This window comes from Allobosea sp. ASV33, from assembly GCF_016428755.1.
Classification (GTDB): domain Bacteria; phylum Pseudomonadota; class Alphaproteobacteria; order Rhizobiales; family Beijerinckiaceae; genus Allobosea.
This window is the reverse complement of the sequence record NZ_JAELTI010000014.1, coordinates 59557-75962: the sequence shown is the minus strand read 5'-3', so window position 1 is coordinate 75962 and position 16406 is coordinate 59557. Positions and strand designations below refer to the sequence as shown.

Here is a 16406-nt window from a genome sequence, read left to right as displayed (position 1 = left end):
CAGTCCCGCCCGCTGGAGCAGGTCCTGCCGACAATCCTCGACCGCGCCCTGTCGCGCGGCCAGAAGGTCGTCGTCCAGGTCGGCGGCCAGGAGCGCATGAGCGTGCTCGACGACCACCTCTGGACCTATGCGGATGAGAGCTTCCTGCCGCATGTCACGGCGCTGGAGGCGGATGCCCCTCAAAACCCGGTCGTGCTGACGACGCAGGCGCATAATCCGAACTCTGCCCAGGTCCGGATCTGCGCCGACGGAGTTCGCATTCCCGACGCAATGCAGGACTACGAGCGCGTCGTCCTGATATTCGATGGAGACGATCCCGAGGCGCTCGCCGCGGCTCGCGAGGATTGGAAGAAGGCCAGGGCCTCGGGCCATGCCGCCAGCTACTGGCAGCAGGACGATGCCGGCCGTTGGGAGAAGAAAGCGTGAGACTGCCTGTTCTGCTGCTCTGCACTGCGGCCCTTGCCGGCTGCTCGGTCGATATGGGCGGTTTCGCCTTCCAGTCTGAAACCAGGGGCGGGGTCACCACGACCAGGACAACCTCGGCCAGCGCCGGCATCTCGACGCAGGAGCCGGTGCTGACGCCGGAAGGCGAATGCAGCGTCGGCGTCTCGCTCGATCCGTCGACCCGGCCGCTGCCCAAGGAGATCGCGCCCGGCATCACCGAATGCGAGCTGCTGAAACTGAAGGGCGCGCGCCCGACCGACGTGCTGGTCGGCGAGAGCGGCAAGGGCCAGCGTGAGGTCCAGGTGCTCTATTCCGAGCCGGGCGGCCGCGAGATCTACCTGTTCACCGACAATCGCCTGACACGGATCGTGAAGCCAGGACAGGGCTGAGCCGGGCGGCTGCCTCTACCGCGAACCGTTATATTGCGGGATGCGGTCCTTGCTCCCGAAAATGAGCCCTTGCGGGTCCCGGTTCACATTGCGGAGCGCGCGCTCGAAGCCGGAGAGGGAGCGGCTGCCGCCCGAGGTGAAGGATTCGACCTTGGCCAGCCCGTTCCCCGTGAACTGGATGATCTTGGCCGTCGCTGCCGCCGAGCTTCGATCGAGATTGTCGGCGAGCATGCGCAGGGACTTCGCAGCCTCGGCAATCTCCTCGAACACGCTTCCCGCGTTTTCCCTCCCGGCGCCGGTCAGGAAGGATCGCACGCCTTTCAGCACGTCGTCGATCTGATCCGTGGCCCGGTCGAGCTTCTCGCTCGTCGAGGCGATGTTTCCGATCGTCTTGCCGATGTCGGGGGCGGCGGACCCGAGTTGCGCGGCCGTGCGATCGGCGTCATCGAGGACCGAGGCGACCCGCTTCTTGTCGACGGACCGGAGGGTCTCCATGAAGCCCTCGCTGAAATCTTTCAGCTTGTCGGGAAGCGGAGCAATGGCTTCGGCCGCCGAGCTGACATTCTGCATGAACGTGTCGACCTGGGAAGACCTGCCGTCGAGCGAGGCCGACAGGCTCTCGACGTATTTGATCTGCTCGCTCACGGGCCCCGCATTGGCCTGGATGGCGGCATCGATGCCGACGAGAGCCTCGTCGACGCTTTTCGCGATGGTTTCGACCTTCTCGAAGATGCTTTCCGAGGATTCCGCCGTGAGCGTCGGAAAAGCCTGCCCCGGCGCGACGGTCAAGCGAGCAGCGGCGGGGCTGCCGCCGCGAAGCTGCACGGCGACGATGCCGGCCAGGCCCTGCGCTTCGAGGCGGACGATCGTATCGACGCGCAACGGAGCCGACTGGCTGATCTTGAGAATGGCGTAGATCTGGCGCGGATTATCCGGCTCGATGTCGAGTTCCCTGACCTCGCCGACGCGCAGGCCGTTGAAAAGGACGTTGGAGCCGCGGCCAAGGCCGGAGACCTTGCCGTTGAAGACCACCTTGACGTCGATCATGTCGGCTTGCCCGCGGCCGAACCAATAGCCGAGCCCGACAAGCGCGACGAACACCGCCACGGTCGCCAGTCCGATCAGCGCATGAGCTGCTCGCGATTGCATCAGCGGGGTCGACTTTCATTGCCCGGGCGAAACGGGCCCGCCGCCGTCGGCAGGCCATTTGAGTCGGCAGCATAGTCTATCGTCCCGAAGGCCACGAGGCGAACGGGGCGACGGTCGCTTGTTTTCGCCCGAAACGCGACGCATCATCGCGGCATGACGAAATATCTCATCTCCTTCCCGAGCGAGGCGATGGTGCTCACGGAGGACGAACTGGCCGCCGCCGGTGTCGATTCTCGTGCCGTGATCGAGGAGGCCAAGGCGGCCGGCGTCTATGTCTTCGCCGGCGGGATCAACGAGCCGGTCGCCCCCGTCCTCGTCTCCGCCGATGGCACGCCGTCCGAGCGGATCTACCCGGGCAGACGCCTGACGGGCGGCTTTACGGTGCTGGAACTGCCGACGCGCGAGGATGCCGTGACATGGGCGGCGAAGCTCGCGCGGGCCTGCCATTGCGCTCAGGAACTGCGCGAGTTCATGTACGATCCGGCGAGCTAGCGCCTACGCGCTCTCCAGCTCCTCGCCGAGCAGCAGCCATTCCTCCTCGGCCGCGGCCAGCGCCTCCGACAATTCCGCACGTTGGCGCGAGATCTGGATCGCCTTGTCGGGGTCGCGCGCGAAGGCGCCGTTGGCGAGCGCCGCATCGACCTTCTCGATCAGGCCGGTGAGCTTGGCGATCCGCGCCTCGGCGAGATTGAGCTTTTGCCTGAGCGGCCCCTGCGCGGCCCGCTTCGTCGCCGCTTCCTTGCGCTCGTCGGCCTTGGGCTTGGCGGCCGCGTCGGGGGCCGGCTTGCCGCGCTTCTCGGCCTTGGCGGCACCCAGCACATAGGTGCGGTAGTCGTCCATGTCGCCGTCGAAATTCTTCACCGTCCCGCCGCCGACGAGCCAGAGCCGGTCGGCGCAGGCCTCGATCAGGAAGCGGTCGTGGCTGACGAGGATGACGGCGCCCGGATAGTCGTTGATCGCGTTGACCAGCGCGGTGCGGCTGTCGATGTCGAGATGGTTGGTCGGCTCGTCGAGGATCAGCAGATGCGGCCCGTGAAAGGTCGCGAGCCCCAGCATCAGGCGCGCCTTCTCGCCGCCTGACAGGAGCTTCACCGGCGTATCGGCCTTGTTGGCCGGGAAGCCGATCTGCGCCGCCTTGGAGCGCACCTTCGCCTCCGGCGCATCGGGCATCAGGTCGCGCAGATGGCCGACCGGTGTGTCTTCGATACGGAGCTCGTCGAGCTGGTGCTGGGCGAAATAGGCCGTCTCCAGCTTGCTCGACTTCTTCATCTCGCCGGACATGGCGTCGAGTCGCCCGCCGATCAGCTTGCAGAAAGTCGACTTGCCGTTGCCGTTCGAGCCGAGCAGCGCGATGCGGTCGTCGGGCGCCAGCGACAGGTTAAGCTTCGACAGAACCTTGCGCTCGCCATAGCCGGCGGCGGCATCCTCCAGCACGATCATCGGCGGCGAGAGCGGCTTCTCCGGGCCGGGGAACATGAAGGGCTGCACGTCGCGGTCGACGATCGCGGCGATGGTCTGCATCTTCTCCAGCCGCTTGACGCGCGACTGCGCTTGCCGGGCCTTGGTCGCCTGGGCTTTAAAGCGGTCGACGAAGGACTGGAGATGCTTGCGCTCCGCGTCCTGCTTCTCCTTGGCGCGGGCGAGCTGCATCTGCTTCTCGGCGCGCTGCTTCTCGAAGGAGGAATAGCCGCCGCGATAGAGCGTGAGCTTGCCCTGGTCGAGATGCATGATGTGGTCGACCGAGGTGTCCAGCAATTCGCGATCGTGGCTGATGACGATGACGGTATGCGGATAGCGCTCCAGGTAGTCGTAGAGCCAGAGCGTGCCTTCGAGGTCGAGATAGTTGGTCGGTTCGTCGAGCAGCAGCAGGTCGGGCTCGGAGAACAGCACGGCCGCGAGCGCGACGCGCATGCGCCAGCCGCCCGAGAAATCGGAGCAGGGGCGCTGCTGCGCCTCCTCGTTGAAGCCGAGACCGTGCAGCACCATCGCCGCGCGCGCCGGGGCCGAATGCGCGCCGATATCGGCGAGCCGCGTGCCGATCTCGGCGATGCGATGCGGGTCGGTCGCGGTCTCGGCTTCTTTCATCAGCGCCGTGCGCTCGGTATCGGCCGCGAGCACGACCTCGATCAGGGTCTCCGGGCCGCCGGGCGCTTCTTGCGCCACGCCGCCGATGCGCCGGCCCTTCGGCAGGCTGATATTGCCGCTCTCGGTGCCGAGGTCGCCGGTGATGATCTTGAACAGCGTGGTCTTGCCGGTGCCGTTGCGCCCGACGAAGCCGACGCGTGCGCCATCGGGGATGGCGGCGCCGGTATGGTCGAGCAGCAGGCGTTCGCCGAGGCGGTAGGTGATGTCGTTGATCGTCAGCATGGCGCGCCCGTTTAGGCCGGGGAGCGCCAAAAAGGCAATCGAAAGCCGGAACAAGCGGCGGTTGTCACCGTTTGGTCAAAATCTCGCCTTGGGACGGCCCGCTCCGGCCATCACCCAAGGGAAACCGGATAAACCGCGATTCGCCGAGGCTATCTTGATGGATACCCGCCTGTCCTTCGCCAGCTCCCGCCGCGCTTCCGCTGCGGCCTCCCTCATGGTTCTCGTCTCGATCATCATCGGCAGCGCCGCAGCGCTCGCCGCGCTCGTGCCGCTGTCCTGAGGCCGCCAACCCTCTGAGAAGGCTTGTCGTCTTCGGGTCCAGCCGCTAACGCTGGCCCATGGCACGCATCGCTTTCTACACCGGTTCCTTCGACCCCGTGACCAACGGCCATGCCGACGTCATCGCCGCGGCCGCCGTCCTCTGCGACAGGCTCGTCCTGGCGATCGGGGTTCATCCCGGCAAGACGCCGCTTCTCTCGGTCGAGCAACGCGCCGACTTGCTGCGTCAGGTCGCCACGCCCTTGCTGGCGGCTAAGGGCGCCGCGCTCGAAGTCGTGACCTTCGACGATCTCGCCGTCGATGCGGCGCGCCGGGCCGGGGCCTCGATCATCATCCGCGGCCTGCGCGACGGCAGCGACCTCGACTACGAGATGCAGATGGCCGGGATGAACGGCACGATGGCGCCGGACGTGCAGACCGTCTTCCTGCCGGCCTCGCCCGGCGTGCGCCATATCACCGCGACGCTGGTGCGCCAGATCGCGGCGATGGGTGGGGATGTCTCGCCCTTCGTGCCGGCCCCGGTGCTCGCCGCATTGAAGGCGCGCTTCGCCAAGGACTGACGGCACGATCCACGGCTAAAGGCACATAACTTCGCCATCTTCCGCCGCTTCCTGCTGATTTTGGTTTGCATTTTGCGCAGAGCGATGGTGTCTCTCAACGAGGCCGACTCGCTCTCCGATCACCCGGCGCGATTCCGCGCGCAGGGCCCTCCGACAGGTTTTTCGATGCGTCTTTCCCGCTATTTCCTGCCCCTTCTGCGCGATACGCCCAAGGAAGCGGAGATCGTCTCGCACCGGCTGATGCTGCGCGCCGGCATGATCCGCCAGCAATCGGCGGGCATCTATTCCTGGCTGCCGCTGGGCCTGCGCGTGCTGAACAAGATCAGCAACGTCGTCCGCGAGGAGCAGAATCGCTCGGGCGCCGTCGAGATCCTGATGCCGACGATCCAGTCGGCCGATCTCTGGCGCGAGAGCGGGCGCTACGACGCCTATGGCAAGGAGATGCTGCGCATCAAGGACCGGCATGATCGCGACATGCTGTACGGGCCGACCAACGAGGAGATGGTCACCGAGATCGTCCGCTCCTACGTCAAGTCCTACAAGGACCTGCCGCTCAATCTCTACCACATCCAGTGGAAGTTCCGCGACGAGGTCCGTCCGCGCTTCGGCGTGATGCGCGGTCGCGAATTCCTGATGAAGGACGCCTATTCCTTCGATCTCGACAAGGACGCAGCGCGCCACGCCTATAACCGCATGTTCACGGCCTATCTGCGCACCTTCGCGCGGCTCGGCCTGAAGGCGATCCCGATGAAGGCCGATACCGGCCCGATCGGCGGCGATCTCAGCCACGAGTTCATCGTGCTCGCCTCGACCGGCGAGAGCGAGGTGTTCTGCCACAGCGACTACCTGAATTTCGAGACGCCGGCGGCCGACACCGATTTCGACAGCGTGGCCGGCCTGCAGGGCGTCTTCGACAAGTGGACGAGCCTCTACGCTGCGACCGAGGAGATGCACGACAAGGCCGCTTTCGAGGCGGTGCCGGAAGACAAGCGCGTCTCGGCGCGCGGCATCGAGGTCGGCCATATCTTCTATTTCGGCACGAAATATTCCGAGCCGATGGGCGCGACCGTCGCCGGCCCCGACGGCCAGCCGGTGCTGCTGCATGGCGGCTCCTACGGCATCGGCCCGAGCCGCCTCGTCGCGGCGCTGATCGAGGCCGGCCATGACGATGCCGGCATCGTCTGGCCCGAGGAAATCGCGCCCTTCGATGTCGCGGTGATCAACCTCAAGGCCGGCGATGTGGCGACGGATGGTGCGGCGGAGCAGATCTACAAGCACCTCCTCGCCAAGGGCTACGACGCCCTGCTCGACGATACCGACGACCGGCCGGGCGCCAAATTCGCCACCGCCGACCTGATCGGCGTGCCCTGGCAGATCATCGTCGGACCGAAGGGGCTGGCCGAGGGCAAGGTCGAGCTGAAGCGCCGCGCCGGCGGCGAGCGCGAGCTCGTCTCGCTGGAAGCCGCGCTCGACCGCTTCAAGGGCCGGGCGGCGTGACGGCAGGCCCCGTCATGAAGACGCATCGGATGGGAGCCGCCGCATGAGCGCCGTCGCCGACAGCGCGGAAGTCCCGACCGGGACCAAAGCCTTCGCCGGTTTCGAGTGGCTGCTCGCCGGGCGCTACCTGCGCACGCGCCGCCGCGAGGGTTTCGTCTCGGTCATCGCCGGCTTCTCTTTCCTGGGCATCATGCTCGGCGTCGCGACGCTGATCATCGTGATGTCGGTGATGAACGGATTCCGGATCGAGCTGCTCAGCAAGATCGTCGGCGTGAACGGCCATATCTTCGCGACCCCGATCGACCGCCCGCTCGACGACTACGACAGCGTCGCGGCGAGGCTCAGCAAGATTCCCGGCATCAAGCTCGCCATCCCGCTGGTCGAGGGGCAGGCGCTCGCCTCCTCGCAGACCGGCAACAACGGCGTTCTGGTGCGCGGCATCCGCGAGAACGACATCAAGGCGATCCCCTTCATCGGCAGCAATATCAAGTCCGGCACGCTCGACGGCTTCGACGGCGGCACGCCCGGCGTCGCCATCGGCCGCCGCCTCGCCAATGCGCTGGGCATCCAGGCCGGCGACATGATGACGCTGGTCTCGCCGCAGGGGGCATCGACGCCCTTCGGCACGGCGCCGCGCATCAAGGCCTATCCGGTCAAGGCGATCTTCGAGATCGGCATGACCGAATTCGACGGTACCTTCGTCTACATGCCGCTCGGCGAGGCGCAGGCCTATTTCAACCGGGACGGCGACGTGAACGTCATCGAGATCTTCGTCGACAATCCCGACCGCACCCAGACGGTGCGCGACGCGATCGAGGCCGATGCGCCGCGCCCGCTGGTGCTCTCCGACTGGCGCCAGCGCAACCGCTCGTTCTTCAATGCGCTGGAAGTCGAGCGGAACGTGATGTTCATCATCCTGACGCTGATCGTGCTGGTCGCGGCGCTGAACATCGTCTCCGGCCTGATCATGCTGGTGAAGGACAAGACCGCCGACATCGCGATCATGCGGACCATGGGCTGCACGCGCGGCACCGTGCTGCGCATCTTCCTGATCACCGGCGCCGCGATCGGCGTGATCGGTACGCTCGCCGGCCTCGCGCTCGGCGTCGTCTTCGCCAAGAACATCAGGTCGATCATGGCGGCGCTGAACTGGATCACGGGCGCCAATCTCTGGGACCCGACCGTGCGCTTCCTCAGCGACATTCCCTCCGTCACGGATTGGCGCGAGGTGGTGAGCGTCGTGCTGATGGCGCTGACCCTGTCGCTGCTGGCGACGCTCTATCCGGCCTGGAAGGCGGCGCGCCTCGATCCGGTCGAAGCGCTGAGGATGGGCTGACGCGATGGCGCAAGAAATGCCCGCGCTCTTCCTTTCCCAGGTCGAGCGCCATTACCCGCAGACCGATGCGCCGCTCGAAGTGCTGCGCAAGGCCGATTTCGCGCTCTGGCCGGGGGAGGTCGTCGCCCTGGTCGCGCCGAGCGGCACCGGCAAGTCGACGCTGCTGCACGTCGCTGGCCTGCTCGAGAAGCCCGATGCCGGCGAGGTTTTCGTCGGCGGGCTCGCCACGACCAAGCTCGACGACAAGGGCCGCACGCGCCTACGCCGCACCGAGATCGGCTTCGTCTACCAGTTCCACCATCTCCTGCCCGAGTTCACGGCGCTGGAGAACGTCGTCCTGCCCCAGCGCATCCGCGGCCTGGCCCGCGGCCTCGCCGAGGAGCGCGCGTCGGAACTGCTGACCTTCCTCGGCCTCGGCGAGCGGCTCGACCATTTGCCGGGCGAACTCTCCGGCGGCGAGCAGCAGCGCGTCGCCATCGGCCGCGCCGTCGCCAACGGCCCGCGCCTGCTGCTGGCCGACGAGCCCACCGGCAATCTCGATCCGCAGACCGCCCAGCATGTCTTCGGCACGCTGATGGCGCTGGCCCGCGCTTCGGGGCTGGCGGCGCTGATCGCGACGCACAACCTCGAGCTCGCCCGCCAGATGGACCGGCAGGTCACGATCCGCGACGGGCTGGTGGTCAAGCTGTAGGCGTTTGTGCGCGCGGGCGCGCATAGAACCACGCCGTCATTCTCGGGCGAAGCGGAGCGGAGATCCGAGAATCTCTTGCGGGGAAGAGGCTCTGGAGCGCGTTGGTCATGAGATGCTCGGGTCAAGCCCGAGCATGACGGCCAGGGGCGGGCAGAAGCCCGGATTCTGCCCGCTACCGCCAAGCTCCCGCGGATCCCTGAGCGGGAAGGCGCAGCTTGGTTCGGCCCGCACATTTGGCGAAGACAAGGGGGTGCTGGCCCGGGGCGGTAACGTTTCATTAACCTCCCCGGCTGGAACGCCAACCTCGCTTCCGCATCGGCATTGACGAGAACAAATAGTGAACTAAACTGAACTTATCGCGAACACAGGAGGTTCTCATGACTGCAGCGCGTAAATTCGCCGCCGGCCTGGCCGAGATCGCCTCGCTCGGCGTCTTCCTCGGCATGATCTGGCTCTGGGCTGCCATCCTCTCCGGCCCGCATGTCTGAGGACGGCAGGAGCCATCCACAGACGGGCCCGCAGGGCCTCGACGCCGGCCCCGCCCAGGACGCATAAGAGGCGCTTGAGGACAGGGTCGACGAGTCGCCCGGTTGCGGCGGCAGGAGTGGGACATGGGCAGCGAAGCTGGCGGGGCGCGCGTTCTCGAGGAGATCGGCTTCGTCCACCTGCATGTCCATTCGAGCTATTCGCTGCTCGAAGGCGCGATGACGATCGCGACGCTGGCCAAGATGGCCGCGGCCGACGGCCAGCCGGCGCTGGCGCTCACCGACACCGACAATCTCTTCGGGGCGCTCGAATTTTCCGAGAAGCTCTCCGGCTCGGGCCTGCAGCCGATCGTCGGCGTCCAGCTCTCCATCGATTTTGCCGATGAGGGCGAGGGCAGCCGCAAGCCGACGCAGCCGCAGCGCCTGCCGCATATCGTCCTGCTCGCCATGGACGAACCCGGCTACGGCAACCTGATGAAACTCGTCAGCGAGGCGGCGCTGGCGACAGGCGGCTCCGGCCAGCCGCTCACCACGATCGAGCGCCTCGCCGCCTACAATACCGGCCTGATCGCATTGACCGGCGGGCAGGGCGGCCCGATCGACACCGCCTTGCGCCTCGGCCAGCTTCCGCAGGCGGCATCGCGCCTCGCGACGCTCGCCGGCATCTATGGCGACCGGCTCTATGTCGAGATCCAGCGCCATGGCGCGGATGGCGAGGCGGCGCGGGAAGCCCATCTCCTGCGCCTCGCCTATGATTCCGATCTGCCGATCGTCGCGACCAACGAGCCCTTCTACGCCAAGCCCGCCGATTTCGACGCCCATGACGCGCTGCTGGCCGTGGCCGAGGGGCGCCTCGTGTCGGACGGCACGCGCCGCCGCGTCACGCCGGAGCATTATTTCGCCTCGCGCGCCGAGATGAAGAAGCGCTTCGCCGACCTGCCGGAAGCGCTGGCGAACACCGTCGAGATCGCGATGCGCTGCCATTGGCGCGTCACCACCCGCAAGCCGATCCTGCCGCGCTTCGGCGAGGAGGGCCGCGACGAGGCGGAGGAGCTTCAGGAGCAGGCCCGCGCCGGCCTTGCGGACCGTCTGGCGAAGCACGGCCCGGCCGAGGGCTTCAGCGTCGAGGATTACGAGAAGCGGCTCGATTTCGAGCTCTCGATCATCACGCGGATGAAATTCCCGGGCTACTTCCTGATTGTCTCGGACTTCATCAAATGGGCCAAGGCGCATGACATTCCAGTCGGGCCGGGCCGCGGCTCGGGCGCGGGCTCGCTCGTCGCCTATGCGCTGACCATCACCGACGTCGATCCGCTGCGCTTCGGCCTGCTCTTCGAGCGCTTCCTCAATCCCGATCGCGTCTCGATGCCGGACTTCGACATCGACTTCTGCCAGAACCGGCGTGAAGAGGTGATCGAGTACGTCAAGCACCATTACGGGCAGGAGCGCGTCGCCCAGATCATCACCTTCGGCACGCTGCTCGCCCGCGGCGTGCTGCGCGACGTCGGCCGCGTGCTCGAAATGCCCTATGGCCAGGTCGACAAGCTGACCAAGCTGGTGCCGCAGAACCCGGCCAAGCCGATCTCGCTGAAGGATGCGATCGAGGGCGAGCCCAAGCTGCAGCAGGCCGCCGAGGAGGAGCCGATCGTCGCGCGCCTGCTCGAAATTGGCCAGAAGCTGGAAGGGCTTCATCGCCATGCTTCGACTCACGCCGCAGGCGTGGTGATCGGCGATCGGCCGCTCGAGCAACTCGTCGCGCTCTCGGTCGATCCGCGCACCGGTATGCGCGTCACCCAGTTCAACATGAAATGGGTCGAGCAGGCCGGGCTGGTGAAGTTCGACTTCCTCGGCCTGAAGACGCTGACCACGCTGACCACGGCAGTGAGGCTGATCAAGCAGCGCGGCATCGACATCGATCTCGCCGATCTGCCCTTCGACGATCCGACCACCTACGCCATGCTGGCGCGCGGCGAGACGGTCGGCGTGTTCCAGGTGGAATCGGTCGGCATGCGCAAGGCGCTGGTCGAGATGAAGGCCGACCGGATCGAGGACCTGATTGCGCTGGTGGCGCTCTACCGGCCGGGCCCGATGGACAACATCCCGACCTATTGCCGCCGCAAGCTAGGGCTGGAGGAGCCGACCTATCTCCATCCCGGCATGGAGCCCTATCTGCGCGAGACCCACGGCATCATCGTCTACCAGGAACAGGTGATGCAGGTGGCGCAGGCGCTCTCGGGCTATTCGCTCGGCGAAGCGGACCTGCTGCGCCGCGCCATGGGCAAGAAGATCAAGGCGGAGATGGACGCCCAGCGCGATCGCTTCGTGAAGGGCGCCGTGGATGGCGGCATCAAGAAGGACATCGCCTCCGAAATCTTCGACCTGCTCGCCAAGTTCGCGGACTACGGCTTCAACAAGAGCCACGCGGCGGCCTATGCGATCGTCGCCTTCCAGACCGCCTATCTCAAGGCGAATTATCCGGTCGAGTTCCTGGCGGCGTCGATGACGCTCGACATGGGCAATACCGACAAGCTCTCGGAATTCCGCCGCGATGCCGAGCGGCTCGGCATCAAGGTCGAGCGCCCGGCGATCAACCAGTCCGGCGTCGAGTTCGACGTGGCCGACGGCAAGATCTTCTACGCGCTCGGCGCCATCAAGGGCGTCGGCACGGCGGCGGTGGAATCGCTGGTGGCCGCGCGGCAGGCAAATGGCCCGTTCCGCGATCTCGCCGATCTCGCCCGCCGCATCGACACCAGGCTGGTCAACCGCCGTACGCTGGAGGCGCTCATCGCCGCTGGCGCTCTCGACGAGCTGGAGGCGGATCGTGCACGCGCCGTCGCGGCGCTGGACGGCATGCTGGCGCTCTCCAACCGCACGCGCGACGAGGCGGCGGCCGGCCAGTTCGACCTGCTCGGCGGCGGTGTGGTGCAGGAGGCCTTCCGCATCCCGCAGGTCGAGCCCTGGGCGCCGGCCGAGAAGCTCAAGCGCGAGCACGAGGCGGTCGGCTTCTTCCTCTCCGGCCACCCGCTCGACGATTACGAACATGTGCTCAAGCGCCTGCGCGTGCAGCGCTATGCCGATTTCGCCCAGACAGTCCGCGTCAACGGCACCGGCGTCGGCAAGGTCGCCGTCTCCGTCATCGACAAGTCGGAGCGGCGCACCAAATCCGGCTCCAAGATGGGCATCGTCAACCTGTCCGATCCGAGCGGCCAGTTCGAGGCCGTGCTGTTCTCGGAAGGGCTGATGAAGCTCCGCGACCTGCTCGAGCCGGGCAGGGCGCTGGTGCTGCGCTTATCGGCGGTTCTCGACGGCGAAGAGGTGCGTCCGCGCATCGAGGATGCCGAGGAGCTTGACGGCCTCGCCGCGCGCCAGAAGCAGGACCTCGTCGTCTATCTCCGCGATGACAAGGCGGTGGCATCCGTCGCCGAGCGCATCCGCCCGCGCGAGGCGACGCGCGCCGAGGGCAAGGTCTCGATCATCATGATCATCGACGACGGCGCCCAGGAGGTCGAGATCGAGCTGCCCGGCAAGTTCCCGGTCAACCAGCAGATCGCCAATGCCGTGCGCGCCGCGCCCGGCGTGGTCGATGTCAGGCTGCAATAGGAGCATATCGATGGCCGACGACCGGACCGTGCTGATCGTCGTCGACGTCCAGAACGATTTCTGTCCCGGCGGCAGTCTCGCCGTGCCGGACGGCAACGCGATCGTGCCCGTCGTCAACGCGCTCGGGCGCCGCTTCCGCCATGTCGTGCTGACGCAGGACTGGCATCCGGCCGGACACGCCTCCTTCGCCTCCAGCCATCCCGGCCGCGAGCCCTTCGAGACGGTCGAGCTGGCCTATGGCCCCCAGGTGCTCTGGCCGGATCATTGCGTGCAGGGCACGGCAGGCGCGGCCTTTCATGCCGGGCTCGACCTGCCCCATGCCGAGGCGGTCATCCGCAAGGGTTTTCGTCACGGCATCGACAGCTATTCCGGCTTCGTCGAGGCCGACCGTCGGACGCGGACGGGCCTCGAAGGCTATCTGCGCGAGCGCGGCATCGCGAAGGTCGTGGTTGCCGGCCTCGCCACCGATTTCTGCGTGAGCTGGACGGCGCAGGATGCCGCGCGCGCCGGTTTCGAGACCGTCGTGGTCGAGGATGCCTGCCGCGCGATCGATCTCGACGGCTCGCTCGATCGCGCCTGGGCCGAGATGGCGGCGGCCGGGATCAAGCGCGTGACCGCCGCGGCCTTGGCGCTCTGAGCGGACATGTCCCGCGCCCAGCGCCTGCTCGATCTCGTTCAGGTGCTGCGCCGGCATCGCCGCCCGGTCTCGGGCCGCAAGCTTGCGGCCGAGCTCGGCGTCAGCATCCGCACGCTCTATCGCGACATCGTCACGCTGCAGGGGCAGGGGGCGCCGATCGAGGGCGAGCCCGGCCTCGGCTACATCCTGAAGCCCGGCTTCATGCTGCCGCCGCTGATGTTCAGCGAGGAGGAGATCGAGGCTCTGGTGTTGGGCTCGCGCTGGGTCGCGGACCGGGCCGACCCGGCCCTTGCCTTGGCGGCGCGCGACGCCATGGCCAAGATCGTTGCCGTGCTGCCGGCCGACCTGACCCGCCGCGTCGAGGACGCCGCTTTGATCCTCGGGCCGGGGAAAATGCTGGTCGATGCCCCGCAGCTCGACCTTGCCGCCATCCGCAAGGCCATCCGCGCGGAGCGGCGCGCCGCCATTGGCTATGGCGACGCCGAGGGCCGTACCAGCGAGCGCATCGTCTGGCCGCTGGCGTTGTCCTTCTTCGATCAGGTCCGGGTCCTCGTCGCCTGGTGCGAGCTCAGGCAGGATTTCCGCCATTTCCGCACCGACCGGCTGATGCGCTTCGAGGCTCTGGAGGGCCGTTACCCCCAGCGGCGTCAGGCCCTGCTCAAGGCCTGGCGCGACAAGGAGGGCATCGCGCCGCCGGCGTGACGGACACTGCCGGAAATTGGCAGCATCTGATTCTAATCTCCCTCATCCAGACCAATCGGGAGGCCACCATGTTCGATGCCCATTTCATCCTGCTTCATGTCGAGAGCCCGGCTGCCAGCGCCGCCTTCTATGCCGATCTGCTCGGCAAGGAGCCGCTGGAGCTGTCGCCGACCTTCGCGATGTTCGCGCTGCCGTCGGGCGCGCGGCTCGGCCTCTGGTCGCGCCATACCGTGGAGCCGGCCGCGACCACGACCGGCGGCGCGGCGGAGATCGCCATGATCGCGCCCAGCCTTGAAGCCGTCGACGCTATTCATGCGGACTGGCGCAAGCGCGGCATCGCCATCCTGCAGGAGCCGACCGATCTCGATTTCGGACGTACCTTCACGGCGCGCGACCCCGACGGGCACCGCCTGCGGGTGTTCCGTCCCTTTCCGGAAGCCTAGGCCGCTGGCTTGAGCTGTGCCTGGACGCGGTCCCGGCCCAGCCGCTTGGCGCGATAGAGCGCCTCGTCGGCTTCGACCAGCAGGTCGTCGAGCACGCGCCCGCCGAGCTCGACCTCCGCCACGCCGATGCTCAGCGTCGGCTGCAAACCGATATCGGCGAGATCAGCGACCTTGTCGCGGAAGGCGCCGCGGAGGCGTTCCGCGACCCGCACCGCTTCGCGGACGCCGACATCGGGGAGGATGACCGCGAATTCGTCGCCGCCCTGCCGGGCGAGGATGTCGGTGCTGCGCAATTGCTCCTGCACCGCGCTGGCGAAGAGACGCAGGATTCTGTCGCCTGCGGCATGGCCGAGCGTGTCGTTGAGCTGCTTGAAATGATCGATATCGACGAGCAGCAGCGCGGCGCGCTGTTCCCCGTGCGACTGCTGCGCCAGCCATTGCTCCAGGCCGGAGCGGTTCATCGCCCCGGTCAGCGGGTCGCGCCGGGCGAGGGTGGCCAGGATCCGGTTGCTGCGCTCGGCCGCCAGGAGCAGCAGGGCCTGGCCTCTCAGGATCATGAAGGCGACGCCGGTCGCGGCAAGCCAGCCGGTCGCTCCCGAATTCGGCGGGAACAAGGTCGTACCGACGCCATCCATCGCTGCCAGCGCGATGCGTCCGGCATAGATCACCACCGTCGGAGCGAACAGGATCGCCAGCAGCCAGGCCGAGCGCAGGCGCTCCTGGCGGCCGAGCCGGACGGCTTCGCGGACGATGGCCGCGTCGCAGAACGCCATCACCGTCCCGACGACCATGACGCGCGTCGCATAGCCCTCTGGGCCTGGCGAGAGTGAAAGCAGGGTCCAGCTTCCGAGGAGCACGACCCCGAACCCGAACCAGTTGAGCTCGCGCCCGGCGAAATGGCGGATGCCGCAGAGCAGCAGCAGGCACCCCGCCAGCATGATGGTGTTGGCGAACTCGATCGAGACGATGTCGGGAATGGCGCCGCGGAACGCGGCGCCGAGCAGGCCGGTGCCGATGCACAGGCTGCTGACGCCCCACCAGACCGGGCTGCGGGTGAAGCGGCCGGTGGCGAAGGTCATCAACTGCATCGCGCCGATGATGAAGCAGGTCAGCGCGCCCGTGACGAAGATGGTTCTCAGGTCGAGAATCACGTCGATCCCGATCTTCTGCAGTCGCTTCGGCAGGCTGCGCATGCCGTGGGAATGCTCCTCCCCGGTTGCGGATCCCGCTCCTGCGGCAAGGCATGCCGTTGCGTCCCGGGTTGTTCGGCCACGCCGTACGCGCTAGGCAGGTTCCGGTGGGGGGTAGAGCATCTTGGCGTGCTTTTGAACATGATAGCCTAGAGGATATTCCCCATGAACTTTTATAAGTCGTTGATGGCCGCTACCGCAGTCGCCCTTTTGGGCTCGGCCGCCCCGTCCTTCGCCCAGAGCCAGGCAGATCAGCTCAAGGTCGCCTATCAGGCTGCCCGCAACCAGCTTGGCATCCTCGGCTATTGCGCCGACAAGGGTTACACCGACGCCGGCGCGGCCGAGGTCCAGAAGAAATTGATCGCGATGATCCCAGTGCCGGCCGATGTCAGCGGCGGTGATGCCGCCGAGGCCGCCGGCCGCAAGGGCACGATCTCGGCCATGGGCATGGAGCAGAACATCGAGGCGATCGCCAAGGCGACGAACGGCACGCCGGCCACCTATTGCAAGCAGATCGGCGATATCGTGAAGCAGATGGGCGCCAAGCTGCCGCAGTGAGGCGAGGGCGGCCCGGGCGATTGTCCGGGCCGTGGAGCGCCGGGATCCATCCTAGAGCGATGCGTCTTTCGATGGATCC

Annotated in this window: 16 protein-coding genes; 13 read left to right on the top strand and 3 right to left on the bottom strand. The window is 67.1% G+C overall.

Annotated elements, in window-relative coordinates; all coding sequences use genetic code 11:
- Positions 1–426: DNA polymerase III subunit chi (locus JHD80_RS06900; protein WP_199085635.1), on the top strand; the 426-nt coding region annotated here is incomplete at its 5' end.
- Positions 423–833, top strand: a complete 411-nt coding sequence (locus JHD80_RS06895; protein WP_199085634.1) for a hypothetical protein — start codon at positions 423–425, stop codon at positions 831–833. The genes JHD80_RS06900 and JHD80_RS06895, both read left to right, overlap by 4 nt.
- Positions 834–848: 15 nt before the next feature.
- Here JHD80_RS06895 and JHD80_RS06890 read toward each other — a convergent pair whose 3' ends face one another.
- Entirely contained in the window at positions 849–1982 is a 1134-nt protein-coding gene (locus tag JHD80_RS06890; protein ID WP_199085633.1) for an MlaD family protein, read from the bottom strand.
- A gap of 153 nt (positions 1983–2135) precedes the next feature.
- On the opposite strand from JHD80_RS06890, the gene JHD80_RS06885 reads away from it, so the two are divergent.
- On the top strand, positions 2136–2474 hold the full coding sequence (locus tag JHD80_RS06885) for a YciI family protein (RefSeq protein ID WP_199085632.1): 339 nt from the start codon (positions 2136–2138) through the stop codon (positions 2472–2474).
- A 3-nt stretch (positions 2475–2477) separates the two neighbouring features.
- Here JHD80_RS06885 and JHD80_RS06880 read toward each other — a convergent pair whose 3' ends face one another.
- A complete protein-coding gene (locus JHD80_RS06880) occupies positions 2478–4349 on the bottom strand; it encodes an ABC-F family ATP-binding cassette domain-containing protein (protein WP_199085631.1) in 1872 nt (623 codons plus the stop codon).
- Between JHD80_RS06880 and JHD80_RS06875 the strand changes: the two genes are divergently transcribed.
- The 9 genes from JHD80_RS06875 (at position 4330) to JHD80_RS06835 (ending at position 14579) form a co-directional block, all read left to right on the top strand.
- Complete coding sequence (locus JHD80_RS06875; protein WP_199085630.1) at positions 4330–4629, top strand: hypothetical protein; 300 nt, start codon at positions 4330–4332, stop codon at positions 4627–4629. The genes JHD80_RS06880 and JHD80_RS06875 overlap by 20 nt on opposite strands.
- Positions 4630–4687: 58 nt before the next feature.
- Entirely contained in the window at positions 4688–5188 is a 501-nt protein-coding gene (gene coaD, locus JHD80_RS06870; RefSeq protein WP_199085629.1) for a pantetheine-phosphate adenylyltransferase, read from the top strand.
- A 165-nt stretch (positions 5189–5353) separates the two neighbouring features.
- Positions 5354–6685 (top strand): proline--tRNA ligase, encoded by a 1332-nt coding sequence (proS, locus tag JHD80_RS06865; RefSeq protein ID WP_199085628.1) that lies wholly within the window; start codon positions 5354–5356, stop codon positions 6683–6685.
- Positions 6686–6728: 43 nt separating this feature from the next.
- Positions 6729–8021: a lipoprotein-releasing ABC transporter permease subunit gene (locus JHD80_RS06860; RefSeq protein WP_199085627.1), complete on the top strand. Its 1293-nt coding sequence runs from the start codon at positions 6729–6731 to the stop codon at positions 8019–8021.
- Between the two features lie 4 nt (positions 8022–8025).
- On the top strand, positions 8026–8712 hold the full coding sequence (locus tag JHD80_RS06855) for an ABC transporter ATP-binding protein (RefSeq protein ID WP_199085626.1): 687 nt from the start codon (positions 8026–8028) through the stop codon (positions 8710–8712).
- Positions 8713–9323: 611 nt separating this feature from the next.
- Positions 9324–12797 carry a DNA polymerase III subunit alpha gene (gene dnaE / locus JHD80_RS06850; protein ID WP_199085625.1) on the top strand — a complete coding sequence of 1158 codons (3474 nt, stop codon included), beginning with the start codon at positions 9324–9326 and terminating at the stop codon, positions 12795–12797.
- Positions 12798–12807: 10 nt separating this feature from the next.
- Positions 12808–13434, top strand: coding sequence for a bifunctional nicotinamidase/pyrazinamidase (pncA, locus tag JHD80_RS06845; protein ID WP_199085624.1), 627 nt, complete (start codon positions 12808–12810; stop codon positions 13432–13434).
- A gap of 6 nt (positions 13435–13440) precedes the next feature.
- On the top strand, positions 13441–14136 hold the full coding sequence (locus tag JHD80_RS06840; protein ID WP_199085623.1) for a helix-turn-helix transcriptional regulator: 696 nt from the start codon (positions 13441–13443) through the stop codon (positions 14134–14136).
- A gap of 68 nt (positions 14137–14204) precedes the next feature.
- Positions 14205–14579 carry a VOC family protein gene (locus tag JHD80_RS06835; protein WP_199085622.1) on the top strand — a complete coding sequence of 125 codons (375 nt, stop codon included), beginning with the start codon at positions 14205–14207 and terminating at the stop codon, positions 14577–14579.
- On the opposite strand, the gene JHD80_RS06830 is transcribed toward JHD80_RS06835, so the two are convergent.
- Positions 14576–15772: a GGDEF domain-containing protein gene (locus JHD80_RS06830; protein ID WP_199085621.1), complete on the bottom strand. Its 1197-nt coding sequence runs from the start codon at positions 15770–15772 to the stop codon at positions 14576–14578. The genes JHD80_RS06835 and JHD80_RS06830 overlap by 4 nt on opposite strands.
- A 162-nt stretch (positions 15773–15934) precedes the next feature.
- Between JHD80_RS06830 and JHD80_RS06825 the strand changes: the two genes are divergently transcribed.
- Positions 15935–16327 (top strand): pore-forming ESAT-6 family protein, encoded by a 393-nt coding sequence (locus tag JHD80_RS06825; RefSeq protein ID WP_199085620.1) that lies wholly within the window; start codon positions 15935–15937, stop codon positions 16325–16327.
- Positions 16328–16406 lie beyond the last annotated feature (79 nt).

Bases quoted from the DNA above. Each gene is read 5' to 3' on its own strand.
- JHD80_RS06880 (WP_199085631.1), bottom strand. From the start codon at position 4,349: ATGCTGACGATCAACGACATCACCTACCGCCTCGGCGAACGCCTGCTG.
- JHD80_RS06860 (WP_199085627.1), top strand. From the start codon at position 6,729: ATGAGCGCCGTCGCCGACAGCGCGGAAGTCCCGACCGGGACCAAAGCC.
- proS (WP_199085628.1), top strand. From the start codon at position 5,354: ATGCGTCTTTCCCGCTATTTCCTGCCCCTTCTGCGCGATACGCCCAAG.
- JHD80_RS06830 (WP_199085621.1), bottom strand. From the start codon at position 15,772: ATGCGCAGCCTGCCGAAGCGACTGCAGAAGATCGGGATCGACGTGATT.
- JHD80_RS06890 (WP_199085633.1), bottom strand. From the start codon at position 1,982: ATGCAATCGCGAGCAGCTCATGCGCTGATCGGACTGGCGACCGTGGCG.
- JHD80_RS06875 (WP_199085630.1), top strand. From the start codon at position 4,330: ATGTCGTTGATCGTCAGCATGGCGCGCCCGTTTAGGCCGGGGAGCGCC.
- JHD80_RS06825 (WP_199085620.1), top strand. From the start codon at position 15,935: ATGAACTTTTATAAGTCGTTGATGGCCGCTACCGCAGTCGCCCTTTTG.
- JHD80_RS06855 (WP_199085626.1), top strand. From the start codon at position 8,026: ATGGCGCAAGAAATGCCCGCGCTCTTCCTTTCCCAGGTCGAGCGCCAT.
- pncA (WP_199085624.1), top strand. From the start codon at position 12,808: ATGGCCGACGACCGGACCGTGCTGATCGTCGTCGACGTCCAGAACGAT.
- coaD (WP_199085629.1), top strand. From the start codon at position 4,688: ATGGCACGCATCGCTTTCTACACCGGTTCCTTCGACCCCGTGACCAAC.
- JHD80_RS06885 (WP_199085632.1), top strand. From the start codon at position 2,136: ATGACGAAATATCTCATCTCCTTCCCGAGCGAGGCGATGGTGCTCACG.
- dnaE (WP_199085625.1), top strand. From the start codon at position 9,324: ATGGGCAGCGAAGCTGGCGGGGCGCGCGTTCTCGAGGAGATCGGCTTC.
- JHD80_RS06835 (WP_199085622.1), top strand. From the start codon at position 14,205: ATGTTCGATGCCCATTTCATCCTGCTTCATGTCGAGAGCCCGGCTGCC.
- JHD80_RS06840 (WP_199085623.1), top strand. From the start codon at position 13,441: ATGTCCCGCGCCCAGCGCCTGCTCGATCTCGTTCAGGTGCTGCGCCGG.